The sequence below is a fragment of the Mesorhizobium sp. NZP2298 genome (assembly GCF_013170825.1).
Lineage (GTDB): Bacteria > Pseudomonadota > Alphaproteobacteria > Rhizobiales > Rhizobiaceae > Mesorhizobium.
In genome coordinates this window covers 6461897-6484500 of sequence record NZ_CP033365.1, presented here as the reverse complement: position 1 = coordinate 6484500, position 22604 = coordinate 6461897, and the positions used below count along the sequence as shown (strand labels likewise).

At 60.8% G+C, this 22604-nt stretch carries 16 protein-coding genes and 1 pseudogene; 9 read left to right on the top strand and 8 right to left on the bottom strand.

The features are described 5' to 3' along the window. Window positions 1-18: 18 nt before the first annotated feature. The 3 genes from EB231_RS30935 to EB231_RS30925 all read right to left on the bottom strand — a co-directional run bounded on the left by EB231_RS30935 (window position 19) and on the right by EB231_RS30925 (window position 2933). Entirely contained in the window at window positions 19-1122 is a 1104-nt protein-coding gene (locus EB231_RS30935) for a DegT/DnrJ/EryC1/StrS family aminotransferase (RefSeq protein WP_172352190.1), read from the bottom strand. A gap of 1 nt (window position 1123) precedes the next feature. Continuing rightward, entirely contained in the window at window positions 1124-2149 is a 1026-nt protein-coding gene (locus EB231_RS30930; RefSeq protein ID WP_172352189.1) for a Gfo/Idh/MocA family protein, read from the bottom strand. Between the two features lie 298 nt (window positions 2150-2447). Then, window positions 2448-2933, bottom strand: a complete 486-nt coding sequence (locus EB231_RS30925; protein ID WP_172352188.1) for an acyltransferase — start codon at window positions 2931-2933, stop codon at window positions 2448-2450. Between the two features lie 239 nt (window positions 2934-3172). Here EB231_RS30925 and EB231_RS30920 point away from each other — a divergent pair, with 239 nt between their 5' ends. The 4 genes from EB231_RS30920 (at window position 3173) to EB231_RS30905 (ending at window position 7833) form a co-directional block, all read left to right on the top strand. Further along, window positions 3173-4759: a glycosyl transferase family 1 gene (locus EB231_RS30920; RefSeq protein ID WP_172352187.1), complete on the top strand. Its 1587-nt coding sequence runs from the start codon at window positions 3173-3175 to the stop codon at window positions 4757-4759. A 276-nt stretch (window positions 4760-5035) separates the two neighbouring features. After that, window positions 5036-5893 (top strand): polysaccharide deacetylase family protein, encoded by an 858-nt coding sequence (locus tag EB231_RS30915; protein ID WP_246740787.1) that lies wholly within the window; start codon window positions 5036-5038, stop codon window positions 5891-5893. Continuing rightward, window positions 5890-6861 (top strand): glycosyltransferase family 2 protein, encoded by a 972-nt coding sequence (locus EB231_RS30910; protein WP_172352186.1) that lies wholly within the window; start codon window positions 5890-5892, stop codon window positions 6859-6861. The genes EB231_RS30915 and EB231_RS30910 overlap by 4 nt, the downstream gene beginning before the upstream one ends. Before the next feature lie 6 nt (window positions 6862-6867). Next, window positions 6868-7833 (top strand): glycosyltransferase family 2 protein, encoded by a 966-nt coding sequence (locus tag EB231_RS30905; RefSeq protein ID WP_172352185.1) that lies wholly within the window; start codon window positions 6868-6870, stop codon window positions 7831-7833. 5 nt (window positions 7834-7838) lie between these two features. On the opposite strand, the gene EB231_RS30900 is transcribed toward EB231_RS30905, so the two are convergent. Next, a complete protein-coding gene (locus EB231_RS30900) occupies window positions 7839-8927 on the bottom strand; it encodes an acyltransferase family protein (protein ID WP_172352184.1) in 1089 nt (362 codons plus the stop codon). A gap of 21 nt (window positions 8928-8948) precedes the next feature. After that, window positions 8949-10043, bottom strand: a complete 1095-nt coding sequence (locus tag EB231_RS30895; protein WP_172352183.1) for an acyltransferase family protein — start codon at window positions 10041-10043, stop codon at window positions 8949-8951. Window positions 10044-10798: 755 nt separating this feature from the next. On the opposite strand from EB231_RS30895, the gene EB231_RS30890 reads away from it, so the two are divergent. Genes EB231_RS30890 through EB231_RS30880 form a run of 3 tightly spaced genes read left to right on the top strand, consistent with a single transcriptional unit; the run spans window position 10799 to window position 14747 of the window. Further along, on the top strand, window positions 10799-12022 hold the full coding sequence (locus tag EB231_RS30890) for a DegT/DnrJ/EryC1/StrS family aminotransferase (RefSeq protein ID WP_172352182.1): 1224 nt from the start codon (window positions 10799-10801) through the stop codon (window positions 12020-12022). A gap of 9 nt (window positions 12023-12031) precedes the next feature. After that, window positions 12032-13708: a lipopolysaccharide biosynthesis protein gene (locus tag EB231_RS30885; protein WP_172352181.1), complete on the top strand. Its 1677-nt coding sequence runs from the start codon at window positions 12032-12034 to the stop codon at window positions 13706-13708. Then, the gene (locus EB231_RS30880) at window positions 13695-14747 is read left to right on the top strand and encodes a GNAT family N-acetyltransferase (protein ID WP_172352180.1); all 1053 of its coding nucleotides are present in this window, start codon (window positions 13695-13697) and stop codon (window positions 14745-14747) included. Before EB231_RS30885 ends, EB231_RS30880 begins: the two co-directional genes overlap by 14 nt. A gap of 491 nt (window positions 14748-15238) precedes the next feature. Here EB231_RS30880 and EB231_RS30875 read toward each other — a convergent pair whose 3' ends face one another. From EB231_RS30875 to EB231_RS30865, 3 genes are all read right to left on the bottom strand, one after another. Next, window positions 15239-15970: a hypothetical protein gene (locus tag EB231_RS30875; protein WP_246740786.1), complete on the bottom strand. Its 732-nt coding sequence runs from the start codon at window positions 15968-15970 to the stop codon at window positions 15239-15241. A 258-nt stretch (window positions 15971-16228) separates the two neighbouring features. Beyond that, entirely contained in the window at window positions 16229-18196 is a 1968-nt protein-coding gene (locus EB231_RS30870; RefSeq protein ID WP_172352179.1) for an FkbM family methyltransferase, read from the bottom strand. Window positions 18197-18244: 48 nt separating this feature from the next. Further along, complete coding sequence (locus tag EB231_RS30865; RefSeq protein ID WP_246740785.1) at window positions 18245-20326, bottom strand: glycosyltransferase family 2 protein; 2082 nt, start codon at window positions 20324-20326, stop codon at window positions 18245-18247. A 1159-nt stretch (window positions 20327-21485) separates the two neighbouring features. On the opposite strand from EB231_RS30865, the gene EB231_RS30860 reads away from it, so the two are divergent. Further along, the gene (locus EB231_RS30860) at window positions 21486-21872 is read left to right on the top strand and encodes a hypothetical protein (RefSeq protein WP_172352178.1); all 387 of its coding nucleotides are present in this window, start codon (window positions 21486-21488) and stop codon (window positions 21870-21872) included. After that, a pseudogene (locus EB231_RS35315) lies at window positions 21869-22372 on the top strand (DUF4347 domain-containing protein); the annotation flags it as partial. The gene EB231_RS30860 and the pseudogene EB231_RS35315, both read left to right, overlap by 4 nt. Window positions 22373-22604: the final 232 nt, after the last annotated feature.

Genomic DNA, 22604 nt, shown 5'->3' with positions numbered 1-22604 from the left:
TGAGCGGAGGCCCGCTCGTCAAACGCTTGCTTGCAGTTTCTTGACCGCAGCCACGACCACGTCCTGCTGCTGCTCCGTGAACTCCGGGAACATGGGTAGGGACAGAACCTCGGCCGCAGCCTTTTCGGCGTGCGGGAACTGGCCCTGCTTGTAGCCGAGGTCGGCGTAGGCGGGCAGCAAGTGCACGGGAATGGGATAGTGGATGCCCGACTGGATCCCTTGAGCGTTCAGCGCCTCCTGCCAGCCAGCGCGTTCGGGCGTGCGGACGGCGTAGATGTGGTAGACGTGGCGCACATCGTTGCGGACGAAGGGGGTTGGCAGGCCGGTGCCGGCGAACATGGCGTCATAGCGGGCGGCCGTGGCGCGGCGCTGCTCGGTCCACCTATCCAGGTGTTTGAGCTTCACGCGCAGAACAGAGCCCTGAAGGCCTTCCAGGCGGTAGTTATAGCCCTTGACTTCGTGGTGGTACTTCCGCTCGGCGCCCCAGTCGCGCAGCATGCGGACCGCCCGGTTATGATCGGCGTTGTCGGTCGTCAGCATCCCGCCTTCGCCATAGGCGCCGAGGTTCTTGCCAGGATAGAAGCTGAAAGCCGCCATGTCGCCGATGGCGCCGACGCGCTTGCCCTTGTATTCCGCGCCGTGCGCCTGGCAGGCGTCTTCCAGCACCACCAGGCCGTGCTTCCTGGCGATGGCCATGATCGGATCCATGTCGGCCGGCTGGCCGTAGAGGTGGATCGGGATGATCGCCTTGGTGGCTGGCGTGACCGCGGCTTCGATCTGGGCCGGGTCGATGGTGTAGGTCGCAGGATCGATATCGACGAGCACAGGGGTCGCGCCCGTGTAGTAAATGGCCGCCACCGTCGCCACGAAGGTGAAGGGGGAGGTGATAACCTCGTCGCCCGGCCCAATCCCGGCGGCCAGCAGGCCCAGGTGCAGGGCGCTGGTGCCGGTGTTGACGCCGACGCCGAAGGCTGCTTGCGAATAGGCAGCGAATTCCTTTTCAAATTCAGCTACGTCGGCGCCCAGGGTGAACTGACAGGTCTCCAAGGTGCGCTGAATGGCTGCATCTACCTCGAGCTTGATCGAGGTGTACTGGGTTTTCAAATCTACGAACGGAATCATATTAGGCAGCATCTTTGCGTCGCAGGTGAACGGTTTCGCCACGCCCGCGCATGGAACTGGTGGCGGCTTCGATGATCTCCACCACGCGCAGGCCAAGCCGGCCATCGGCGGTCGGAACCTTCTTTTCGATGATGCAGTCGATCCACTCCTGGCCGGCGATGCGCAGGGCCTCGGTGGAGTCGAGCTTGGGTGCCCACATGTCGCCCGTGCGGTAGCCGACGCGCATCTCATGGATCTTGGCCGGGTCGTCCGTGAAGGACACGCCCTTGTCGTACACCTTGACCTTCTCGGAGGGCTCCAGATCGTCATAGGTGATCATCTTGTTGGAGCCGCCAACCAGGATGTTGCGCACCTTCACTGGAGCCAGCCAACTCACGTTGATGTGCGCCATCATGCCGGAGTCGTAAAACAGCGAGATGTAGGCCAGATTTTCCGGGGTGCCGGGGAAATGGTTGATACCGCTGGCCGAAACCGCGGTCGGATGCTCTTCGAATAGACGGTCGATGATCGCGAAATCGTGGACCGCCAGGTCGGAGATGACGTTCACGTCCTTCTGGAAGAGGCCCAGGTTCACCCGGGTGGCGTCGTAGTAATAGATCTGGCCGAGGTCGCCGGCGGCGACGATCTCGCGCATCTTCCGGACTGCTCCGGTATAAATGAAGGTGTGATCGACAATCAGGGTCAATCCGCGCTTGTCGGCTTCATTGACCAGCATCCTGGCCTGTAGCGAGGTTTCGGTCATCGGCTTTTCGAGCCAGAGATGCTTGCCGGCCTTCAGCGCCGACATGCCCAATTCGAAGTGGCTATTGACCGGCGTCGCCACGGCGATGGCGTCGATCTCGGGATCCTGGAACAGGGACTGGACGTCCCTGGTGGTCTGGACGCCCGGATAGCGGCGTTCCACCAACTCGCGCTTCTTGGGGTCCAGGTCGGCGACTATGCGGACCCGGGCATCGGGAAGCTCCATGAAGTTTCGTAGGAGGTTCGGCCCCCAGTAGCCGTAACCGATGATACCGATATTGATCATTTGACCTACCCTACACTCCACCCCGCCCACCGGAGTCCTGAGGCCCGTTGGAGCCTGTCATTGGTTCATTGGTTGAGAAAGGATGCGCCGGTTGATCGTCGAATGCCGTGCCATCTCGACCTCTTCAAATTGAAGTTTGAGGCCGCGAAGCCGCGCGGTCACTATGGCCGTTGGGTCATCAAGACCCAACCAGGATCATCCAGCCAGGCGAGGGCAGGCGCTGGAACTACCTCAAATGATCTCTCTAAATACCCCAAAGATCGCAATTCGGTGTACGAAACCGTGCTGAAATGGGGAGTCACCCAGCCTTTGTGGTCCTTACGTCTCCGACCACGCGGGCCGGCACACCGGTTGCGATGGCGAAGTCGGGGATGTCACGGGTGACGACGGCACCGGCGCCGATCAGTGCCCGCTCTCCGATGGTCACGCCCGGGGTGATAGTGACGTTGGAGCCGACGGACGCGCCCTTCTTGACCAGGGTCGGCTCGACCTTCCAGTCGGCTTCACTCTGGGCGCTCCCGTCCAGGTTGGTTGCTCGGGGAAGGCGGTCGTTGGTGAACATCACCCCGTGGCCGATGAAGACCTCGTCCTCGATGGTCACGCCCTCGCAAATGAAGGTGTGCGAGGAGATCTTGCAGCGCTCGCCGACGTAGGAATTCTTCTGAATCTCGACGAAGGCGCCGATGCGCGAGCCGTTACCGATCTCACAGCCGTAGAGGTTCACCAGATTGGGGTGGTGGACGACAACTTCGCCACGCATCACCACACTTTCCGAAATTGGCATCGCTTCCCCCTGGAGTTGTCTGTCTCGCGCCATCGCCTGCAATCGGACGCGAGCCTTGGCCGGCCGCTGAAAGATCGGATCGCAGCGGTCGGCGACATTTTTTATGTAACCTGCCTTGTCGCTTGGCAAGCCTTGGCCACTCGGGATAACACGTTTTAGGGCAACTGCGACCGTGGGGGGGAAGGATGCCAGAGACGATGCAATCTGGAATCGAGGCCTCCGAGGCCGAGGTAGCGCGTATGCGCCACAACTACGAAGAGTTTCAAAGCCTTCGCGGTGAGGCTGAGCGCTGTCTGCAGGCTGGTGACCTCAACTCGGCGGCGGCCTATGTGGAGGCGGCGGTCACGCTTGCGCGGAAGCGGCACTGCGGCTTCTATCGGTCCGAGCCGCTTGAGCACATACTGATCGAAATCGCGCGACGGACGCTCGCCGCACAGGCCGAAGCTGCGCGACCGGCGCGGACGAAGATCGGCCGCGTGCTGCATGTGGCCACCGCTTTGAACGAAGTCGGCGGCTTGACGCGGATGATGCGCCGCTGGATCGCAGCCGACGAGGGGCGTCATCACTCACTGGCCCTGTTGCGCCATCCCGGGGCGCCGCCGTTGTCGGTATCCCAGGCCGTGGAGGCTCGTGGCGGACATATCCATATGATCGGCGCAACGCGCGGCGGACCGGTAGAATGGGCCAGCGCGCTCCGCAAGTTGTCGCTCGATTTCGACCTGGTCGTCCTGCACGTCAGCAATGAGGACCCAACGCCGGGCATAGCCTTCGCTGACGAGCGCAACCGACCGCCCGTGGTGCTGGTCAACCACGCCGACCATGCCTTCTGGGTCGGGCTCTGCGTGTGCGACCTGATCGCCAGTTCGCGCGTGTCGGGCGAGCGGCTGGTGGTGGAACGGCGTGGGATCCCGGCGGAGCGTCACGTCATCCTGCCGATTCAGATCGATCCGCCGATGCGCAAGCACAGCCGGGCCGAGGCGCGGCAGAAGCTCGGCATTCCGGCCGGCGGGCCTCTCCTGGTTTCCGTGGCCCGCGGCGTGAAATACCGCACGATGGGTGGCGTCTCCTTCGCCGACATGCATGTCGAGGCGCTCCTGGCCCATCCCGATGCGCAGTTGCTGGTCGTGGGGCCGGGGGAGCCAGCCGACTGGCAAGAGGCCATAGCGGCGACCGGCGGGCGGATCATGGGGCGGCCAGAGACGCCCGATCCTTCGCTGGCCTTCGAGGCAGCGGACATCTACCTCGACTCCTACCCCTTTGTATCGATTACCTCGATGCTGGAAGCCGGCGGGCTCGGCGCGCCCTGCATGACGCTGTTTCCCTATCCATCGGATGCGAACGTCATGAGCACCGATATGCCCGGGCTGGCGCCGACCATTGGCTTCGCCACCTCGATGGCGGAATACAACCGCATCCTGGCGGACTGGCTCGCCGACCTGCAGGCTTTGCGTCGGCGCGGCGATGAGACGGAGGCCAACGTCAAGCGGCTGCACACGGCGCCCAATTGGCTCGAAAGCCTGGAGGCGCTCTACGCCAGGGCCCTGGCGATCGCGCCAGTCACGCCGCTGCGTGAGAAGGGCGCGCCCGCGAACGAGGAGCTCTACGACGGTTATCCCGACATCCTGCTCAACGAGGTGTTCGGCGAGTTCGACAGCGTCGAGGCGATCCTGAAGCGTTCTATGCGCCTAATGTCGCTGCCGGAACGGCTCAGAGTATGGCGGCGCCTGGCGCGGACAAAGTCCTTTGACGGGACTTGGGACGCGATCCGCAACCTACTGCCCGAATGGCTGCCCCGGTGGGTGAGCCGGCTGATGGGCCGCGGCTAGATGTGAGGTTCCAATAGCATGCTTTGCCCGGCAGGCACGTCATAGGCTGCATCTGGAGCGACCAGCGCCACCTTGCTTCGATGCTGCAAAACCTTGAGCACGATAACCTGAAGTGGGTTTCCCAGTTCAGGCAAGCCATCGCGTTTTACACCTTTTGATTTAGGGCCTTACCATTTTCTTCCAAATGAACAGATTCCGTTCGACGTGATAGTGCTACCGGGCGCCTCGGATTGGACGTGGTGGTGTTGGCGATGGACGTCATAGCTATCACGAGGCTTGCTGTTCGAGACTGGTAAAAAGACCAGAGAGCGAAAACTGGATATGCTTAGGCAAGCACCGAAGATTCTCAAGCGGGCTGCCCACGCGTTCGGTGTCGAAAGGCGTCATCTGGTCGGCCCACGCATGGTCCTCGAACGTGAAGGTATGTCCGTCCTTGGCCGACGCTTGCGCCGTTCAGGAGGCCGGATCCTGGCCTACCATTCGGTCGGCCAGCCCCTGATGGCTTATAACGACGTGCCGCCGAAGCTGTTTCTTCGTCAGTTGGAGTGGGCCGTGGCGCGGGGCTATCGATTCGTCCCAGCCTCGGAGATCGCGCGGACGGGCGGCGACCCGATGGACCTCGCCATCACCTTCGACGACGGTCTGCGCAGCGTCATGACCGAGGCCGCACCGATCCTGAAGGACTTCGCGGTGCCGTGGAGCCTTTTCGTGGTCACCGATTGGAGCGAAGGCGCCTCGCCCTGGACCACTGACGAAGTTCTGGGCTGGCGCGATCTGGAGCGCCTGGCCGCCGACGGTGCCGAAATCGGCAGCCACTCCGCGACCCATCCCGATTTTGGACAGCTGGACGGCCTCGCCGCCCGCGAGGAACTGGACCGCTCGCGCGCTATGATCGAGGCGCGACTTGGTTTTGCGCCGACGTCGTTCGCAATCCCGCTCGGCCAGTCGGCCAACTGGACGCCGGTCGCCATGCGAGAGGCCAGGGCATCAGGCTATGATCTGGTCTACGCACAGGCCGAGGAGACGCGCCCGGCTGGCACCATCGCGCGGACCTTCATCACGCGCTTCGACAACAAGCGGGTATTCTCGGCGGCCCTGTCGGGCGTCTTCGATCGGTGGGAGGAGTGGGGGTGAGGCAGGCGCGCATCGTTTCGGTCGTCGTCCCGACCCGCGACCGTCCGCAGTTGCTGGACCAGGCGCTGGCGAGCATCCGCGCGCTGGAAGGCACGGACCTGACGTTCGAGATACTGGTTGGCGACAACGGCTCCAACCACGACGCCACCGGCACAGTGACGCAGGCCCACGGCGCGCAGCACCTCATCGTGACGACTGCGGGCGCCGGCGCCGCGCGTAACGCGGCGATGCGGGCGGCCACGGGGGAGTTCCTGGCCTTCCTGGACGACGACGACGTCTGGACCGAGCAACATGTAAGGCCGCACTTGGAACTCTTCGACCGCCAGCCGGAGGTCGAGGCCGTCTTCGGTCAGGTGGTGATTGCCGATCCTGACCTGCGGCCGATCGCGCGCCCCATCCCCGATGACGTCCGCTCCGACGGCGACCATCTAAAGATGATGCTGGACGGCTATTTCCCGCAGATCGGCGCCACGATGGCGCGTATCGGGGTACGTGACGCCTACGGTTATTTTGACGAGACCCTGATGGCCGACCAGGACTGGGACTGGCATTTGCGTGTCGCCGGCGGAGGGCATATGCAGCATGTGGCCGTGCCTTGCGTCTTGTTCCGTCAGCGTCCGTCGGGATCCTATGATGCCTTGGTCCTGAGCCGGATTCCCTATACGCGCAAAGTGTTCATGCGGCATGCCGTTCCCGTCTGGCGCAAGTGGCGCTCGCCGAAGGAGTGGCTGCATTCCTATTTCGCCACGCTCCTGGGATTCTACACCTATTTCGCCGATGCGGCGGTGGAGCGGGCGGCCAAGGGGGATGCCAAGGGTGTGCGATTCGCGGTGCGCCATGCGCTGTTGGTGTTTCCGTTCCGGGCGGTAAGGGATCTCGTGACGCCGACGCCGTTGCGCACGGCGTTCTTCTGGTCGATCGGCATGGGCGCCCGCCCTCCGGCCACCGAGGACGCGGCGCTGGACTGAATGGGCATGGAGCTTAAGGATCGGATCGGTATGCAGGACGCCAAGGACGCGCCGAAGGTCAGCGCCGGTGCCCCGGTCATCAGTATCGTCATCGCCACGCACAACCGAAGCCATGACGTGCTGGAGAGCGTCGAAGCCCTGCTGCCACAGTGCCGGGGCCAGCCGGTGGAGGTCATCGTCATCGACAGCGCCTCCGCGCCGGCGCACGCCGATGTGCTGCAGACCCTGAAGGCGCGCGAGGGACTGAGCTTCATTCGGCTCGACGAGCCCGGTGTTGCCCGGGCCCGCAACGCGGGTTTCGAGGCAGGAAAGGGCGAATGGATTGCGCTGTTGGACGACGACGCTGTGCCGCGCCCCGGTTGGATAGAGGCGGCGATCACTTACGCGGCCCGCTGTGACGTCCAGACCGCCATCCTCGCGGGGCGGGTGATTCCACACTGGCCCGACGACGCCAGCAGCCTTGAAATACCGCCGAGCCAGCTCGGGCCGCGAGCGCGCTTGTTGTTGTCGGTGGTCGATGAGGACGGCTTCCGGGATACGACCGATCATCCCATCGGTGTCGGCGCCAACATGCTGTTCCGCCGCAGCGTGCTAGAATCCCACGGCGGGTTCGACGTCACGACCGGTCGGGTCGGCTCGAACCTTGCCAGCGGGGAAGAGGCCCAGATGATGACTGACCTGATTGGGGCCGGCTATCGCTGCTGGTACTCGGACGCATTCGTAGTGGACCACAAGGTCCATGCCGGCCGTCTGACGCGCGCATGGCTCACGGAGCGCGCCCGCAAGGAAGGCGAGGTTGAATTGAGGGGCTTGAAAACGCCAGGCCAGAAGATTGCGCGCGCAATCAAGATGCTCATCGCCACCCCGGTGCTGGCAGTGTTCCAGATGCTTGACGGACCCGAGCGCGAATATTACCTGCGCCTGAACCACAACCTTGGCCTGCTGCGAAAGCTGTTGGCCCTGGCAAGCTGAGGGTCTCAGGCGGCGGCCGGCGCGGCTTTATGCGTCGGCCGATGGGCCCAGGCCATGAATAATCGTTCAAAGAATCGCCATGAGACGGTCGCCAGGCCGATGGTCAACACAAGTTCGATCGGAGCCGAGATCCAATCCGGCGCTTCGAATACGACGCCGAATTTCCGGGCCGCTGCCTCGATGTCATAGAAGTGAACGAACTCGTGGAAGATGTAGCAGCCATAGCTGATGCGCCCCAGGCTGCGCAGGGGCCAGGTTTCCAGAAAGGCGACGAAACGCGAGGCCTGGTTTCCCGCAATCTGGAAGACCAGAAGCGCGGCCGTAGCCGCGACTGCCGGCGCATAGAGGCGCCAGACGATCTCGTCCTTGAGGACAGTGAGGGGCACGATGAGGAGGGCGAGCGCGGCCATGGCCTGGGCCGGCCTGGAAACCAGCCATGCCGGCACTCGCCGGTCGAGGTTCAGTCCTGCCAGACCGCCTAAGGCGAGATAACCAAAGCCGGTCATGGGATTCAGGCCTATGACCTTGGCCGATACTCCGGTCCATTCGAGGCCCGCATCAGTAACGAGACCCAGAACCACAAATGCAACGCAGATGTGTCCGGCGGCCTTGCTGGGGGTGAACAGCAACAAAGGTGCAAACAATAGATAGAATTGCTCTTCGATCGCCAGCGTCCAGAAGTGGTTGAAATGGCCGACCCAGTGGCCTGTCGTGAACACATAGATGTTCGTGGCGTAGAGCAGCATGGCCATGCGCGCGCCGCCTTCGAAGCCATCGAAGTGAACGAACAACGACGCGATCAGGAAGAAGCCGATCGTCGCGTAGTAGACAGGGAATATCCTGGCCGAGCGCCGAAGATAGAAGTGCCCCAGACCCGCAAGCGTCGTCGTCTCGCCCGCCTCGACCGCCACCCGCGTGCGGGCCAGGATACGGGTGATCAAGAGGCCGCTGAGCGCAAAGAACAGCATTACCCCGTCGCCCCCGAGGGATCCATACGTCCCTTGATGGAACTTGTGGCTGATGAATACGAAAATGAAGGCGATCGCGCGTAGGCCGTCGAAACCCTTGATACGGCGTTTGTCGTCGAGTCGCATCGGCCGTCGTTCCGCCCGCCTCTATCGCGTGGCCGCTTGCCGGCCCGGGGACAAGGCGCCGGTTGCGGTGCTGGCCTCCGCGCCCTCCCGCGCGGTCAATCTGGCGCCCAACCGCAGGAGCGGCCGCTCGAAGAAATGCCAGGAGAGCGTCGCCAGCGCAACGGTAATGAAAAGCTCCAGGGGCAGTTGCACGATAGGTGGCCCGTCGATGTCTATGTGCAGCTTATGGAACACCGCCTGGACGTCGTAGAAATGAATGAACTGGTGCAGGACATAGAACGCATAGCTCACCCGGCCGAGCGAGCGCAGCGGCCACAGGTTGAGGAAAGCCACGACCGGCGTCCGTTGGTTGCGGGCGATCTGGAACAGGAACAGGCCGGCGACCGTGCAGGTCAGCGGTCCCCAGACGTTCCATGTGTCCCGGAAGTATCCGAAGACCAGCGGGATCGCGATCAGCGTCAGGCCAGCCGCCGCCTGGGCTTGCGCACTTACCAGCCAGGCGGGCGGCTTGAGGTTTTTCAAGGAGGCGACAAAGCCGCCGACGCCGAGCATGCCGAAGGCGATCAGCGGATCGACGTGAATGGCGTTCGGGTGGGCCTTCACCAACACTAGCCAAGCCAGCATGGTCGCGCCTGCTAGCATGAAGCCGATGCAAATCCTAGCCAGGTATTTGCGTGGGGTGAACAGCAGGATCGGCGCGAAGAGGAGGTAGAACTGTTCCTCCGCCGACAGTGACCAGAGGTGACCGAAATGGCCGTGGTCCCCAGTCGGCGTCATCTCGATATAGATGTTGGTGCCATAGAGGGCGTAGACCGCCGCTTCCAGATGCGAGAAGCCGACGAATGTCGTGAATAGCGATCCCAGCGCGAAAACGCCGAGACAGAGGTAGTACAGCGGGAAGATGCGCAGGCTGCGGCGCAGATAGAAGTCACCCATCGACCGCCAGCTTGACTGGGTCCCTGCTTCGACCTTTCCGCGCATTTCTGACAGGATCGAGGAGATGAGCATGCCGCTGAGCACGAGAAAGACCCAGACGCCGACGGAGCCATAGGAGTCGTGGTGCGGCAGAGTGGTCTTGTGGCTGATGAACACCATCAGGACGGCGATCGCGCGCACGCCGTCGAAGCCGGCGATACGGTCTTCTGCCTGCCGGACAACGACCTGGGCCGGCCGGACGGCGTAAATCGCACCCTGATCAATCGTTGTCATAGATCAATACTCGAGCTGATGCTCAGCAACCGAGAAATGCGTCCACCCCCGGGGAGGTCAGACTTTGTCGATTATAAGCGCCTAACCCCCTGTCACATCAATTCGACCAGAAGGCGTAGGCTCTGAGCGCGATCTTCCAGCCGTACGTCACTCCAAACCGAATTTCTAAAAAGTGTTATTCAGGCAACCGCCGAATGATAGGCCCGACGTGGCGAGTCTTTCTGGCAGAGGGTGATACGCTGGGCGTGTGTTATCCGAGAGGCCAAGACTCGAAGTAGAGCTGAGCCCACGCCAGTCCCTACTGCTGAACTCCCTAGTATTGGCGTATTGGCGTTAGCGCAATAATCTCTAACGGTCGGTGCTCTGGCCATGCACACAGCTACCTCACCGGTACGCCGGCACAATTTGGCATTGTCCCGCCGAAGTGTCGGGCCGCACATTACTTGCCCTATTGCGGTGGTGCCGGAAGGCTGCGAGCCCGTCCGCTGACCGAAAAGCGGTATCTGTATCGTCGGCCACCCCAACCATCCCAATACACCAGGCTCGCCGGCTGTCGGTGGCTATATCCCACAATAGGACAAGGTGAGCCACCGGCTTTGTCGTGATACGACCAATGCAACTTCTCGCACCCGAAGTAGGTCTTTCATTCTGAGGATCCTGACATGATTCCGATCATCAAGCCCACGATGGGTGCGGCCGAGGCCGAGGCGGCGCGCCGCGTCATCCTGTCCGGCTGGGTCACGCAAGGCCCCGAGGTCGCGGCCTTCGAGACAGAGTTCGCCACCTTCACGGGCGCGCCGTACGCTGCGGCCGTCTCGAACTGCACCACGGCCCTCCACCTGGCCCTGCTGGCGGCCGGCGTGAAGCCCGGCGACGAGGTGGTCACGGTCAGCCACTCCTATATCGCCACGGCCAATTCGGTGGCCTATTGCGGCGCGATCCCCGTCTTCGTCGACATCGATTCGGCCACCTACAACCTCGACCCGGCCCTTGTCGAGCAGGCGCTTTCGGCCAAGACCAGTGCGATCCTGGTCGTCCACCAAATGGGCTTGCCCTGCGACATGGCGGCTGTGGTCGACCTTGCCAAGGCCAAGGGCTTGCCTGTGATCGAGGACGCGGCCTGTGCCAGCGGCAGCGAGATCTTCTGGGACGGTCAGTGGGAGAAGGTCGGCAAGGTGCACGGCGACGTGGCGTGCTTCTCCTTCCACCCGCGCAAGATCATGAGCACCGGCGATGGCGGTATGTTGACCACCAAGCATGCCGACTGGGCCGCCAAATTCAAGTTGTTGCGCCAGCATGGCATGAGCGTGCCCGACACGGTCCGCCACGGCTCGGCCCAGGTGATCTTCGAGACTCACCCAGTGCTCGGCTACAACTATCGGATGACCGACATCCAGGCTGCGGTTGGCCGCGAGCAACTCAAACGCCTGCCCGGCATCGTGGCCCGCCGCCGCGCGCTGGCCGCCCGCTACGCCGAATTGCTCGGCGAGGCGCAATGGCTGGGCCTGGCGCGCGAACCGTCCTACGCGCGCACCAACTGGCAGAGCTTCTGTGTGCGTCTGCCGGACTCCGCCGACCAGCGCACCGTCATGCAAGCCATGCTGGATGCCGGTATCGCCACCCGCCGCGGGATCATGTGCGCTCATCGCGAGGACGTCTATGCCTCGCAGCCCCTGCGCATGTCCCTGCCGGAATCGGAGGCAGCCCAGGATCACGCCATAGTCCTTCCCCTATATCCCCAGATGACCGATGAGGATCAACAAAAGGTCGCCTCGACCCTGATCAAGGCCACACGGATTCCAAATCCACGGCCCATGACTCCAATTCTGGAATTCAAGCGAGATATGATTGCGGTCCCACATCGGGGCCGGTCACTTCGAAAGTGAGCGATAGGAATGGCGAGCGTCCGGCGCGCGGTGGTCGCGGTCTATTTCGAGAAGTACGCCACCCTCATCCTCAATTTGGCGACGCTGTACGTTTCGTCGCGGTTTTTGACACCCAACGAAATCGGCGCTGCCTTCCTTGGCGCCAGTCTCGTCGCGCTCGCCGAGGGTATGCGGGATTTCGGCGTCACCAACTACATCGTCAACGCCGAAAAGCTCTCAAAGGAGGAAATACGCACTTCCTTCACCATGATGCTGGTGGTCGCCATCATCCTTACGACCGCCTTCGTCGTGACGGCGGGCCTCTATGCCGACTTCGCCCACGAACCGCGTCTGGAGAACTTCGTCCGCACCGTGGCGTTCGGCTATCTGTTCTCCAGCATCGGCTCGCCGATCGTCGCTCTGCTTCGCCGCGACCTGAAGTTCTGGAACATCGCGGCCATCAACCTGGGCTCTGCACTGGTCGGCAACATCACCACCACTGGCTTGGTGATGATGGGCTTCGGTTATATGAGCTTCGCCTGGGGTTCGCTGAGCTATCCGCTCTCCACCTTCGTTTTTGCCGTCCTCATGCGCCCGGACCTGTCCATCTTCCGGATCGAGTTCACCAAATGGCGCGAGATTCTGGCGTTCGGCGGGTTCAACACCGCTACCGGCCTTCTGACCACCCTCGGCGAGGTCATTCCGACCTTCATGCTGGGCCGGGCCAGCGGCAGCACCGATGTCGGTCTCTACAGCCGAGCTCAACAGGTCACGCAGATGCCCAGCCGTTTGGTCATATCGGCTATCTCCGCGGTGGCCCTGCCAGGGTTCGCCGCCTATGCGCGCACGGGGCGTCCCCTCAAGGCCCCCTATCTCAAAGCCGCCGCCAGTCTGACCGCGTTCCACTGGCCCGGCCTGGCGATGGTCATCCTCTTAGCCTATCCCCTGGTGCACATCCTACTGGGACCACAATGGGACACCTCCATCCCGCTGGTGCAGGTGATGGCGGCGGCCACCATGCTCTGCTTCCCCGTCCCACTGATGTTTCCAGCCCTGGTAGCCGCCGGCGGGATCCGAGACACGGCCAAGGCGTGGATCATTTCCCTGCCGATCACGAGCCTGATCATGATCCTGGCGGCCCAGCATGGCCCCTTTGTCCTGGCGCTCTCGATCTTCGCCACCACGCCGATTCAAGTGGGCGTTGGCCTCTGGTTCCTGATGCGCCGGCTGAAATTGAGCGTCGGTGAATATCTGCGCGCGCTTGTGCCCAGCGCCGTCGCCACCCTCGCCACGGCGCTGGGTCCGCTCGTTGTCATCGGACTGAACGGTCTCGACATGGATCTATCGGTCTTGCAGGCGGTCCTGGGCGGGGGGCTTGGCGCAGTACTTTGGTTCCTGGCCATGGGCTGGACCCGTCATCCCTTTGCCGCCGAACTGGCTTATTTGCTAGGCAGGGTGCAAGCCTTGGCGCCTGCGTGCCTGCGAGCTCCCTTTGCCCTCATCCGGCGCTTCCTGGGTGAGGACACCGAACAGGGGCGGGCGCCTGCGCCGGCCGACGCGGACAGCAAAACAAATACTCCGCTCCGTCGGGGCGGCGTGCAATCTGTCTGGTCTGTGGTCAAAGGGCGGTCGACCGCTTCTTCGAACGATCGCCTGGATGGCAGACAAGCACTGACCGCAGGGGGAATCGGTGATGAACCACTCTGACGCCATGGAGTCCGCCGGCGCGAAAGCCGCCGGTTCGAATTTCAAGCGTGCGTTAAGCCATTTCGCCGCGCCCGCCGTGATCTCGGCTGCCCGCATCGTGACCCCCTTGACCACGCGGGGCGTTCAAATCGCCTGGTTTGACGTCTGGAACTCGACCCTCGACCAGGCCCTGGACGCCCTGCCGGCCATTCCCGGCTGCGACCGCGACCTTTATCGTGAGCTCACCCAGCCGACGAGCGCCCGGAAGCGCCACGCTCTTGCGACGGAGAACGGCCAGCCGACCGCGATCATCTCCTTGCGTCGCCGCCGCCTATACTGGGAGCCCGTCGCCTATCAGGCGCTTCCCGGTGTGATCGCGCCCGCGTCCTCTGCCGCCTCCCTTGGTCGGGCGCTGCACGCCTTGGGCGTCGAGGTGCGGATCGAGGCGGGGCTCGACAAGAGCGTCGTGGATCTCAATCCGCGATCCTACTGGTCCCCGGACAACTACCGCGTCGACCTGGAGGGCGACTATGAGGCACGGTGGAGCCGCAATCACCGCAAGAATGTGCGCAAGGCCTGCCAACGTTGCGACGAGTTCATGCGGCTTCGCGTCAACGATGTGGGCGACCTGGAATGGTGCTGCGCCCAGTGGGGCCGCGTGTGGGAAAGCAACGACGCCGAGGAGACCGTGGCTGTCGAGGACCGCCTGCGGTTCTGGCGCGCCTTCATGAAACGGCAGACCGCCGACAGTCCAATCCAGTTCCAAACCTTGGCCCTGCTCGACGGCGATAGGCGCACGGCCGGCACCGTCCTGATGTGTAGGGAAGGCATCGTGCTCGGCCAATGCATCGTCCGCGACCCCGAATATGATGGCTTTTGGGTCGGTGTCCGCATAATGGAGGCGTCGATCGAATGGGCGGCAAGCGCTGGGTATCGCCAGTTCGATCTCGGCTCCGGGCAAGATTATAAACAGAGTTGGGGTGAGCCCGTGGCCGGGCGTTATGGTGCGATCTTTCGCCCATTTGCGGTCAGCGCGCTCTATCGGTTCGGACTTCTGTGACTTCGCTGCGTGAATTCAGTTTTGTTTGAATAGCGCAGCGACATTCGCCGATTGAGCAAATCGGCTCCATCTCTGCATTGCCGAGGACGGCGACCGGTCGCAGTCAGTGATAGCTTAGAAGCCGAACAGGCACTTCACCGCTGAGTACCACAAAGCCGGGGAAAACGGTTCTGAAAGGTGTTATTTTGAAGGTGCTAATATTACCTTGGTTCCCAGCCGGCGACGCCACCCACGGAGCCGGTTAGGCTCGGCGGTCAAGAAGTTGTACCCCAACAGACTGTCGGGCCGCTTGCGTGGATTCCACACCCGGCCGAATGAGCGCGCGCGGCCCGGCGCCTGTGGGGTTGGGGCTAACGGCGCCGGGCCTGACCGGCAGGATCCTGTAATTTCGCGCGCCGGTGACAATGATATGTATGCTATTGGTAATATAAGAAGAATTCATCCAAATGAATAATGAAGGAGTAGAAGGCGCGGTATGATTGGCATTGGGCTTAAGAAACCCCCAAAAGCTCGCCTAAGCGGAGCGGCAGGTTCGGAGAGGCTTGCAACTCGGCGCAACTCTCTTTCCATCGCTGCAGATAATCACCGACGGGAATTCCGCTGCGGCCAGGCCAGCGGTTGAGCGCGCCGAGAGCCTCGACGCAGTCGGGCGCGCGATTGTACTCGGCAAGAATGGTCACCGACATTGCCTGCGCGAACGGATTGAGGCGAGGGTCCTCTATTTCGCTGCGATGATTGGTGAACCACGCGGCAGCATCGCGGGTGAGCCCCTGGCTGCCGGCGAGGGCGGTGTAGCCCTCGATGATGTTCTCGTGATACTTGGCAATGGCATCGCCGAAAGCGTTGTCGCCGGCAAACGGAGGGTTCTGCGTCCAGTCCATTGCCAGGCGCTCCAAGCCACGCAGCGAGAACGCTTCAACCATGGCTTCCTCAAGCCATTGGCAGGGTGCGGCGGGCTTGGCGTCGGCTTGCCAACTGTTGGCAAACACATGGCCGAGTTCATGGCCGAGCTGATAGGCGAGCTTCGACCAGTCCCGCTCGCCGATGTCGACGATGATCCATGCCATACTGCTGCCGTCCGGATGCAGCCAAATGGCCGGCGTGCCGGATGTGTGCTCATCGACGCGCAGCCGCGTCGGCTGCCGGTCTGAGACAAGGCGCACGCCGTGGAAGCATGCTTGTCGCGTCCGCTTGATGACCTGAGCGACAGCGCCCTCCAGCATACGGCCCCAGTCGCCAGCAAGCTCGATGGGAGCGGAGAGGAGGGACGTGGGCGGAGTGGTTAGGGCAGGTTGAGGAGACATCGTCGCAGACCTCGCTTCACGACCGCTTGACAAGGCCGAGCCGCCCAGCATCAAACAGCAGGCGGGTGAGCCTACAAGCAATGATAAGAAATCTCGTCGCCTCACCATCCATTCCATGATGCTTCACCGAACGACGTGGTTGGTATCTGCCGATGGAATCGACCGCCAACTGTCTTGCTATCCATGGCCGCAGGCTGGAAACATACGGTTCGATATCGCGATAGATTTCTCAAGGGATTCCCTAGAAGCCTCGGGCATCGGCAGGAACGGATAGAACCAAAGTGTGTGATCAGGCCTGAGTGACCAGTTCGGAAAATCGAATTCTGTTGGATATACTGTCACCGATGGGGCGCGCTCGATAAGATCAGATCGGACATAAGACAACTCCATTACCGGTGCGACCGCATGCCCATCGACAATACTCAGAGGCTCGTTGTTGTTCGAATGAACATGGAATAATGTGAAATCATTATTGATTTTCGACAATGCCGTCACGAAACTGGTTCGATAGGTCGGATTACCCAGATTGCCCAATCCATGAATTTCAACCGCAATTTGCCGAAACTGTCGAAGTATTGATTGCGGTAACGTCGAAAATATCTCGAACTCGGCGCCCTCGATATCGATCTTCAGAAGCAGATCAGACCGACCCTCATGCCCCAGTCTGTTAAGTTGGTATTCGAGCGTATATAGGGATGCCGTCTCGTTGTTAGTTGCTGCCAGCCCTTGCTTATAAAAATGGAAGTTCGAGTGTTCGAGAGGTGTCCCTTGGATGGTGTGGTCGAACATGAATATATTCTTTCCCATGCTCGCCAACTCAAGATCAAACGAGACTTGATTGCCAATTCCAAAGCTGTAGACAACGTCAATCTCGTCTAGATCATCAAGAATTACATATCCCCCATCGCTTTTGCAGCCGATTCGTCTCTTGGCGAATGGTTTTACATCATACGGTTTAAGAAGACTCAAGGCTCGGAAAACGTCCTGTGAGCGGGGAGGCTCCGAGAGCGAGAAACTTTCGTAGCCGAGACAATGGGGCCGAGATAGAGTGATGCGCCCATCGGGCTCGGCGCAAAGGTATGTGCCGCCAACATGGAAGCCAACCCAAATCCAATGCTTCGGGAGGATTTCCAAACTGGTGGGCGCCAACGTCTTGGAATCCCGAACGGTCAACGAGCGATCTAACTGAAAGGCAATCGGAAGGCGGTGATCATCATCACCGAATACCATCTGTCCTTGCTTTCCCTCCAGCAGAAATCTGACGTTCGTCGAGCTGCTTTCGATTGCACCATGACGCAGTTCCCCGGTGTCGACGTCAACGTACAGCACGGTGCCGTGAGCCGTATATATCCAAGGCAGTGCTTCGAACTTCTCCCTGGTGATGAGGGTCGACGTATTTTCGGGATGAGACTTGCCAGAGTCACGTGAACTCAAGAAGCTTATTACCCGCTTGTACCGCTCCAGATTTCCACCACCTTGTAGGTGGAGTGCATCTTTCTCTGAAGAATGAGGAAGCGCCCCCGTAGGGTAGAAAGGCTCTGTTTCGGAGGGCGAGTTCCAAATGAAAATTGGCACCTCGCGAGACGAAAAATAGAGTGAAAGAACGACGTCGTCGCTTTGCCGGCAGTCCATGTCTTTCGAAGTCGCTTGTACGTATTCTAAGAAGTCGCCTCCGATACATCCAGGAGGATACAGGACTGTACCGAATCCTTCGAACATTGATACTGGCATCTGTCCGTATTTAAAAGTGATGCTACCATCTTTGTTGAAGTCGCCACCATGCCTTGCAAGTATGCGATGTTCCGAATGGCGATGTCCGCGGCGGAGCATTGCCAGTTGATTTTCTGGATACGCAAAGTCGTCGTCTACCGACCAAAGATACGTTTCCTGGTCGCTCTGATGTCGTAACAATGTGGGGGCGATTTTTGTGATTGGGCCGTAGTCGTCCGTTCGGAAGATCTTTACCCGCTCCATTTCCGTAAGCCATGTCGGCAGAGTGTATGGTTCGTTCGTACGCACGCATACATATGGAATATTCAACTCCACGTGCTCCACCGGAACAGTCTGTCCAAGTACGCTTTCGAGTACAGGACGAATTCGATCGATTCGTGAGGGGATGGTGGTCATTGACGCGATTATTTGCATGGTCTGTCCATTCATCAAGATCGAAACACTGCTGCTTCGCCTTACCGTTCAATCGCGTTGAAAAGAAACGCCACGTGGGTTTTCTCGCCCAGGTCGGGCCGGAATAGGCGTGGAGACGGAGGCGCCGGTAAATGCCGGGATATCGCCCGCTCCGCGCAAAAACTCCCGCGCTCGTTCAATCCCGCCGACGACATGATATTCGTGGTCGCCGAACGTGATGTAGCCATAGATCTGCCGGTTATCCAAGTATTGTACGATTCCTGACTTCCGCGCACTGTCGGCAAAAATGACATATTCATGCCGAGACGTCCCGTCCTCATATGTCAGTTCGTGAAGCACGTCGGCCCGGACAAGATAGGTGCAGTGCACGAGCGGCATCTCGATGACGCCGCGCACATGGCGGTTAAGCACCCAGCCATATTGATCGCACTTCATATAATAACCGTTTGCGTCCACCTCGGCGTGGTAGTTCGAATAGTACTGGCCGGGCGAGATGGAGCGCAGCAGGGGAGCGACGATCGGCAGGTCGAGCGCGGCAAGCTCTCGCAGCGTGGCAGGCCGCACGAAATTGTCGACATCGGCGACGAAATAGAAATCGCAGCCGTGCTCAAGTGTTTTCCGCAAACTAACGTTGCGGATTCGGCCTAGCACCCTGAAGCGCGTCTCGTTCCATTCGTGTTCGCCAAACTGCTCGACCCGATCGACGACGTCGGAGGCGTCGATCTCAACTGCCGCGTAGAGGTGGCCCACGCGTTCCACCCATTCGCGCAATATGTGCTCGGTCCTGTCGGTATTGTTGTTTGTCCGGATGTAGAGGACGATGGACTCCTTCGGGTAGTCAAGCGCCTCGATGCACTCGAGGTAAAGCGGCAGTGCCGGCTCCTTCTGCTTTGCTAGTATTGCCACCAGGACGCGCGGCATCCCCTCCATGCGCGACCGCAACGAGCGTCGCGATACAAGCTTGTGCTGCTCGATCAGGCTCTCGGCGCCCAACCCCCCCAATTCCGGAGGCTCACGCACCTCAAGTTTGTCAGCGGCGAACCGCGCGTTGGCTGCCACGCGTTGCACCATGTCGGCCGGCAGTTTGCCTGAGACCAGCAATTTCACGCAGGCATCGAGTGACTCCCGATTTGCGCCCGCCCAATATGCGTTGATCGAAAACTCATCGAGCAGCCCGTAGTCGTATACCCAGGGCTGAACAAACAGTCCCGCGGGTTTGTTCATGCCCAGGCCGCGGCGCGCATATTCCTGCCCCTCCACGTTCCTGCCCTGGTTCCGGCAGTAACGGCTCGCCGCATGCAGCGCTTCGGCGCGGGTGGGCACTGTCTGTGTCGCTTGCTCGAAGACGGCGACCACCTCGTCGAATGGCCGGCCAAGGGTCGCCATCAGATTCCCCGCCTCTAGAAGGCTTATATAGATCTCCTCGCTCCAGAAACCCTGGTGGGTACGCTTCAGATAGCGTTCGAGCGCTTTTTCATGCTCGCCGCAATCCTTGTAGCTCTGCGCCAGATAGAACGTGTAGCGCGATATCAGGAACGGGTCGGATTCTGTTGTGAGCTCATTCTCCAAAGCAGCCGCATCGTCCTGGTACTTCCGTGGATTTTGACTGCGGGCTCCTCCGCGTCCCGTCGCGATACGAAACCCTTCGGCGTTCTGCCGTGTGATGGAGCCGGCCGGCGCCTCGAGGTATTCGTGCAGAACGGCCTTGAAGGAAAAAGGAAGTTTGTTGCGGCAGATCTGCGGGCGATGGAACGAAATGTCGCCATGGACTACCTCGACGTCGTATAGATCGTGTTCCATCCGCGACTTGAAAACCACTGGGTCGAAGTCCGGGTCGGCGACCAGGACATCGTCGGCATCGATGATCATCGCGTAGTCGACCCACTCCACCTCGCGTAGCCGCTCAAGCGCGAAGGTGCGGTTGTATGCAAAGTTCCGCCACGGCTCGTCGATGACAGCGCCCTTGACATTGTGGGTGGCCAGGAATCTTCGGATGAGCTCCTGTGTGCCGTCGGCAGAACCCGTGTCGACGACAAGAACGTAGTCGACGAGGGGGAGCGCGCTGGCGAGACAATTCAGGATAACCTTCGCCTCGTTCTTGACGATCATGCAGAGGCCGATGGTGCTCATGCCGATCGCTCCGAGGAGCGGTTGCAATGATCAGCCACGGCGCGACATCCTTTGATCTTGGCCATCTGACTGTTGACGATCATGTTGAGGCATACCTGCTTGCTGGTTGTCATAAGTAACGTCCGTTCTTGCAGAAATACGGATTGGAGTTGTTGAGTGCGCGCAGCCATGGGGGCGTGCGGATACGGACCGGTTTGGCTTTATGTAGCCTGCAGGCCACAGTGTCTCGGCATTTTAGCCTGGTCGCTAATGCACAATTCCTCGCGTCTCGTTATTCCGGTGCAATCGCCGGCTTGGCAAGGCTCCTCCCCATGCGCCCGACATTTCCATCGCCGTCCATTTTACTTCTAACCGTCCGATGGCAGGGTTACTCCCTTCGGAGGAACCACTCCTCGCCTGCGATCGCCAAACTTCAGGTTCCATGGCACTTGCGTCGTCAGCGGTTGGTTGTTTAAGTCACGGATATCCTTTGATTTTTCTGCGTGTTTCCTGTGTTCGATCAGTTGCTAATCGTTGCCCTCAATTTACAACCCACTATTTACCAATTGTAAACCAATCCATTTACAATTTGGTCGCTTTCTAATTTACTAGTCTTGCGGGAAGTAACCCCGGCCTAGCGAAAGGCCGCAGAGCTGGGGTGATCTGCAAGCGAGGAGAATATCGGGGAGCAAAGGCCGTACTGCGCCTGAAGGCGTAGACGATGGCAAGTATTTTGTCTGCCTATTACTTCTTCACAATTTGTCGGATCCTCGCAAATTCGTCGTCGAGAAATCGAGCACGCATAACGGGGGGTCGTTGGTGTGATACAGCGCACGAAACAATGCGGTTTTCAGGCAGCTTTCCGTGCGGCCGAATACTATCCGCACCTGTTGTATACAACAGATCGCCACACGCTTGAGCGGCTTGAGCGGCAAGGGGCCTCCGATAAGTCCAGTCGATCACACCGCGAATCCCACCCTGTCGGGAATAGCCCTAGCGACAACGGCCACGGCGCCGCTCTCTTGGGCATCAGCATAGTGATGCCGTCGGGGCTTGCGTTCCGGTCTCGCCGTGCTTCGCCAGTCCCGCGAAATCCACCGATCCGCCAGACCAGGCCGCGTGGTTAGTCGTCGCCCGGCACCTTCAGTTTAAACCCCAATCGAAACCAATAGGATCTGTCATGGCCAGCGCAGTGCTTTTCGCCGATCCCTCAATGGCTGCTGCCGCAGGCGTGCCGGCCGACGACCACATCACCGTCTCATGGCGACCATGGGCCAAACCCAACACATATCAGATTGTCGCCAACCTTGGCGGCGTTCAGACAACGATCGGTCAGTTTATTGTCCCGAGGAGCCCGTTTGCCGGCAGGATTCCTGTTCCGGTCAAGGCGAGGGGACCTTTCACCGTCGCAGGCGGCAGTGCCGCGATGATGACGCAGGGCAGGATAGCCGTCTTTTCAAAAACCAGTCCCGACGCCGCCGCGACTTACGACGAGGCCACCTGGGAGATGTTGGGCAAGGCCGGCACCACAGTATCGGTCGTGGCAAAATTCGGCTCGGGAGAATGACAATGGGCGCGAACCTGACAAAGTCGTTTCCATCGATTGACACGCCGGCGGACAATCTCTTGCGGGCGACAAGGGAAATCGTCTTCATCGATGCCGCAGTCACCGATATTTCGGTGCTCATCGCGGGGCTGCGGCCCGGCGTGCAGCCGGTACTTCTTGGCGGCGGCATGCCCGCTTCGCAGGAGACCGCGCACGCCTTGCGCGGACAAGAGGACCTGGATGCGGTGCATATTGTCGTTCACGGCAGGCCGGGCGAACTCGAATTCACCACCGGGTCGCTCTCGCTTGCCAATGTCAACCGGCATCAAGACGATCTCTCGGCCATCGGCGACGCGTTGGGACCTCACGGCAGCCTTCTGCTGTGGAGCTGCCATGCCGGCGAAGGCACCCGCGGACGTGCTTTCGTGGATGCCCTCTCGCGCGCAACCGGTGCACAGGTCGCAGCCTCTACAGGCCTAATCGGCGCCGCGGCGAAAGGCGGAAGCTGGGAGTTGGATGTTGCCGGACGCCTGACGCACGCTCCGCTGACCGCGGTTGGTGTTGCGAGCTATACCGGTGTGATGGCAGCCTCCGCCAATTTTATGGTGATCAATGCTCCTGCCAGACCCAGCATGAGTGCGGACACTTTATATTGCTACATTGTCGCGAACATTGGAGGCGTAAATACAATTGTCGGAACTTTCATAGTTCCTCAAAGCTCATTTGCAAGCACATTGGTGGTTCCAGTTAGCC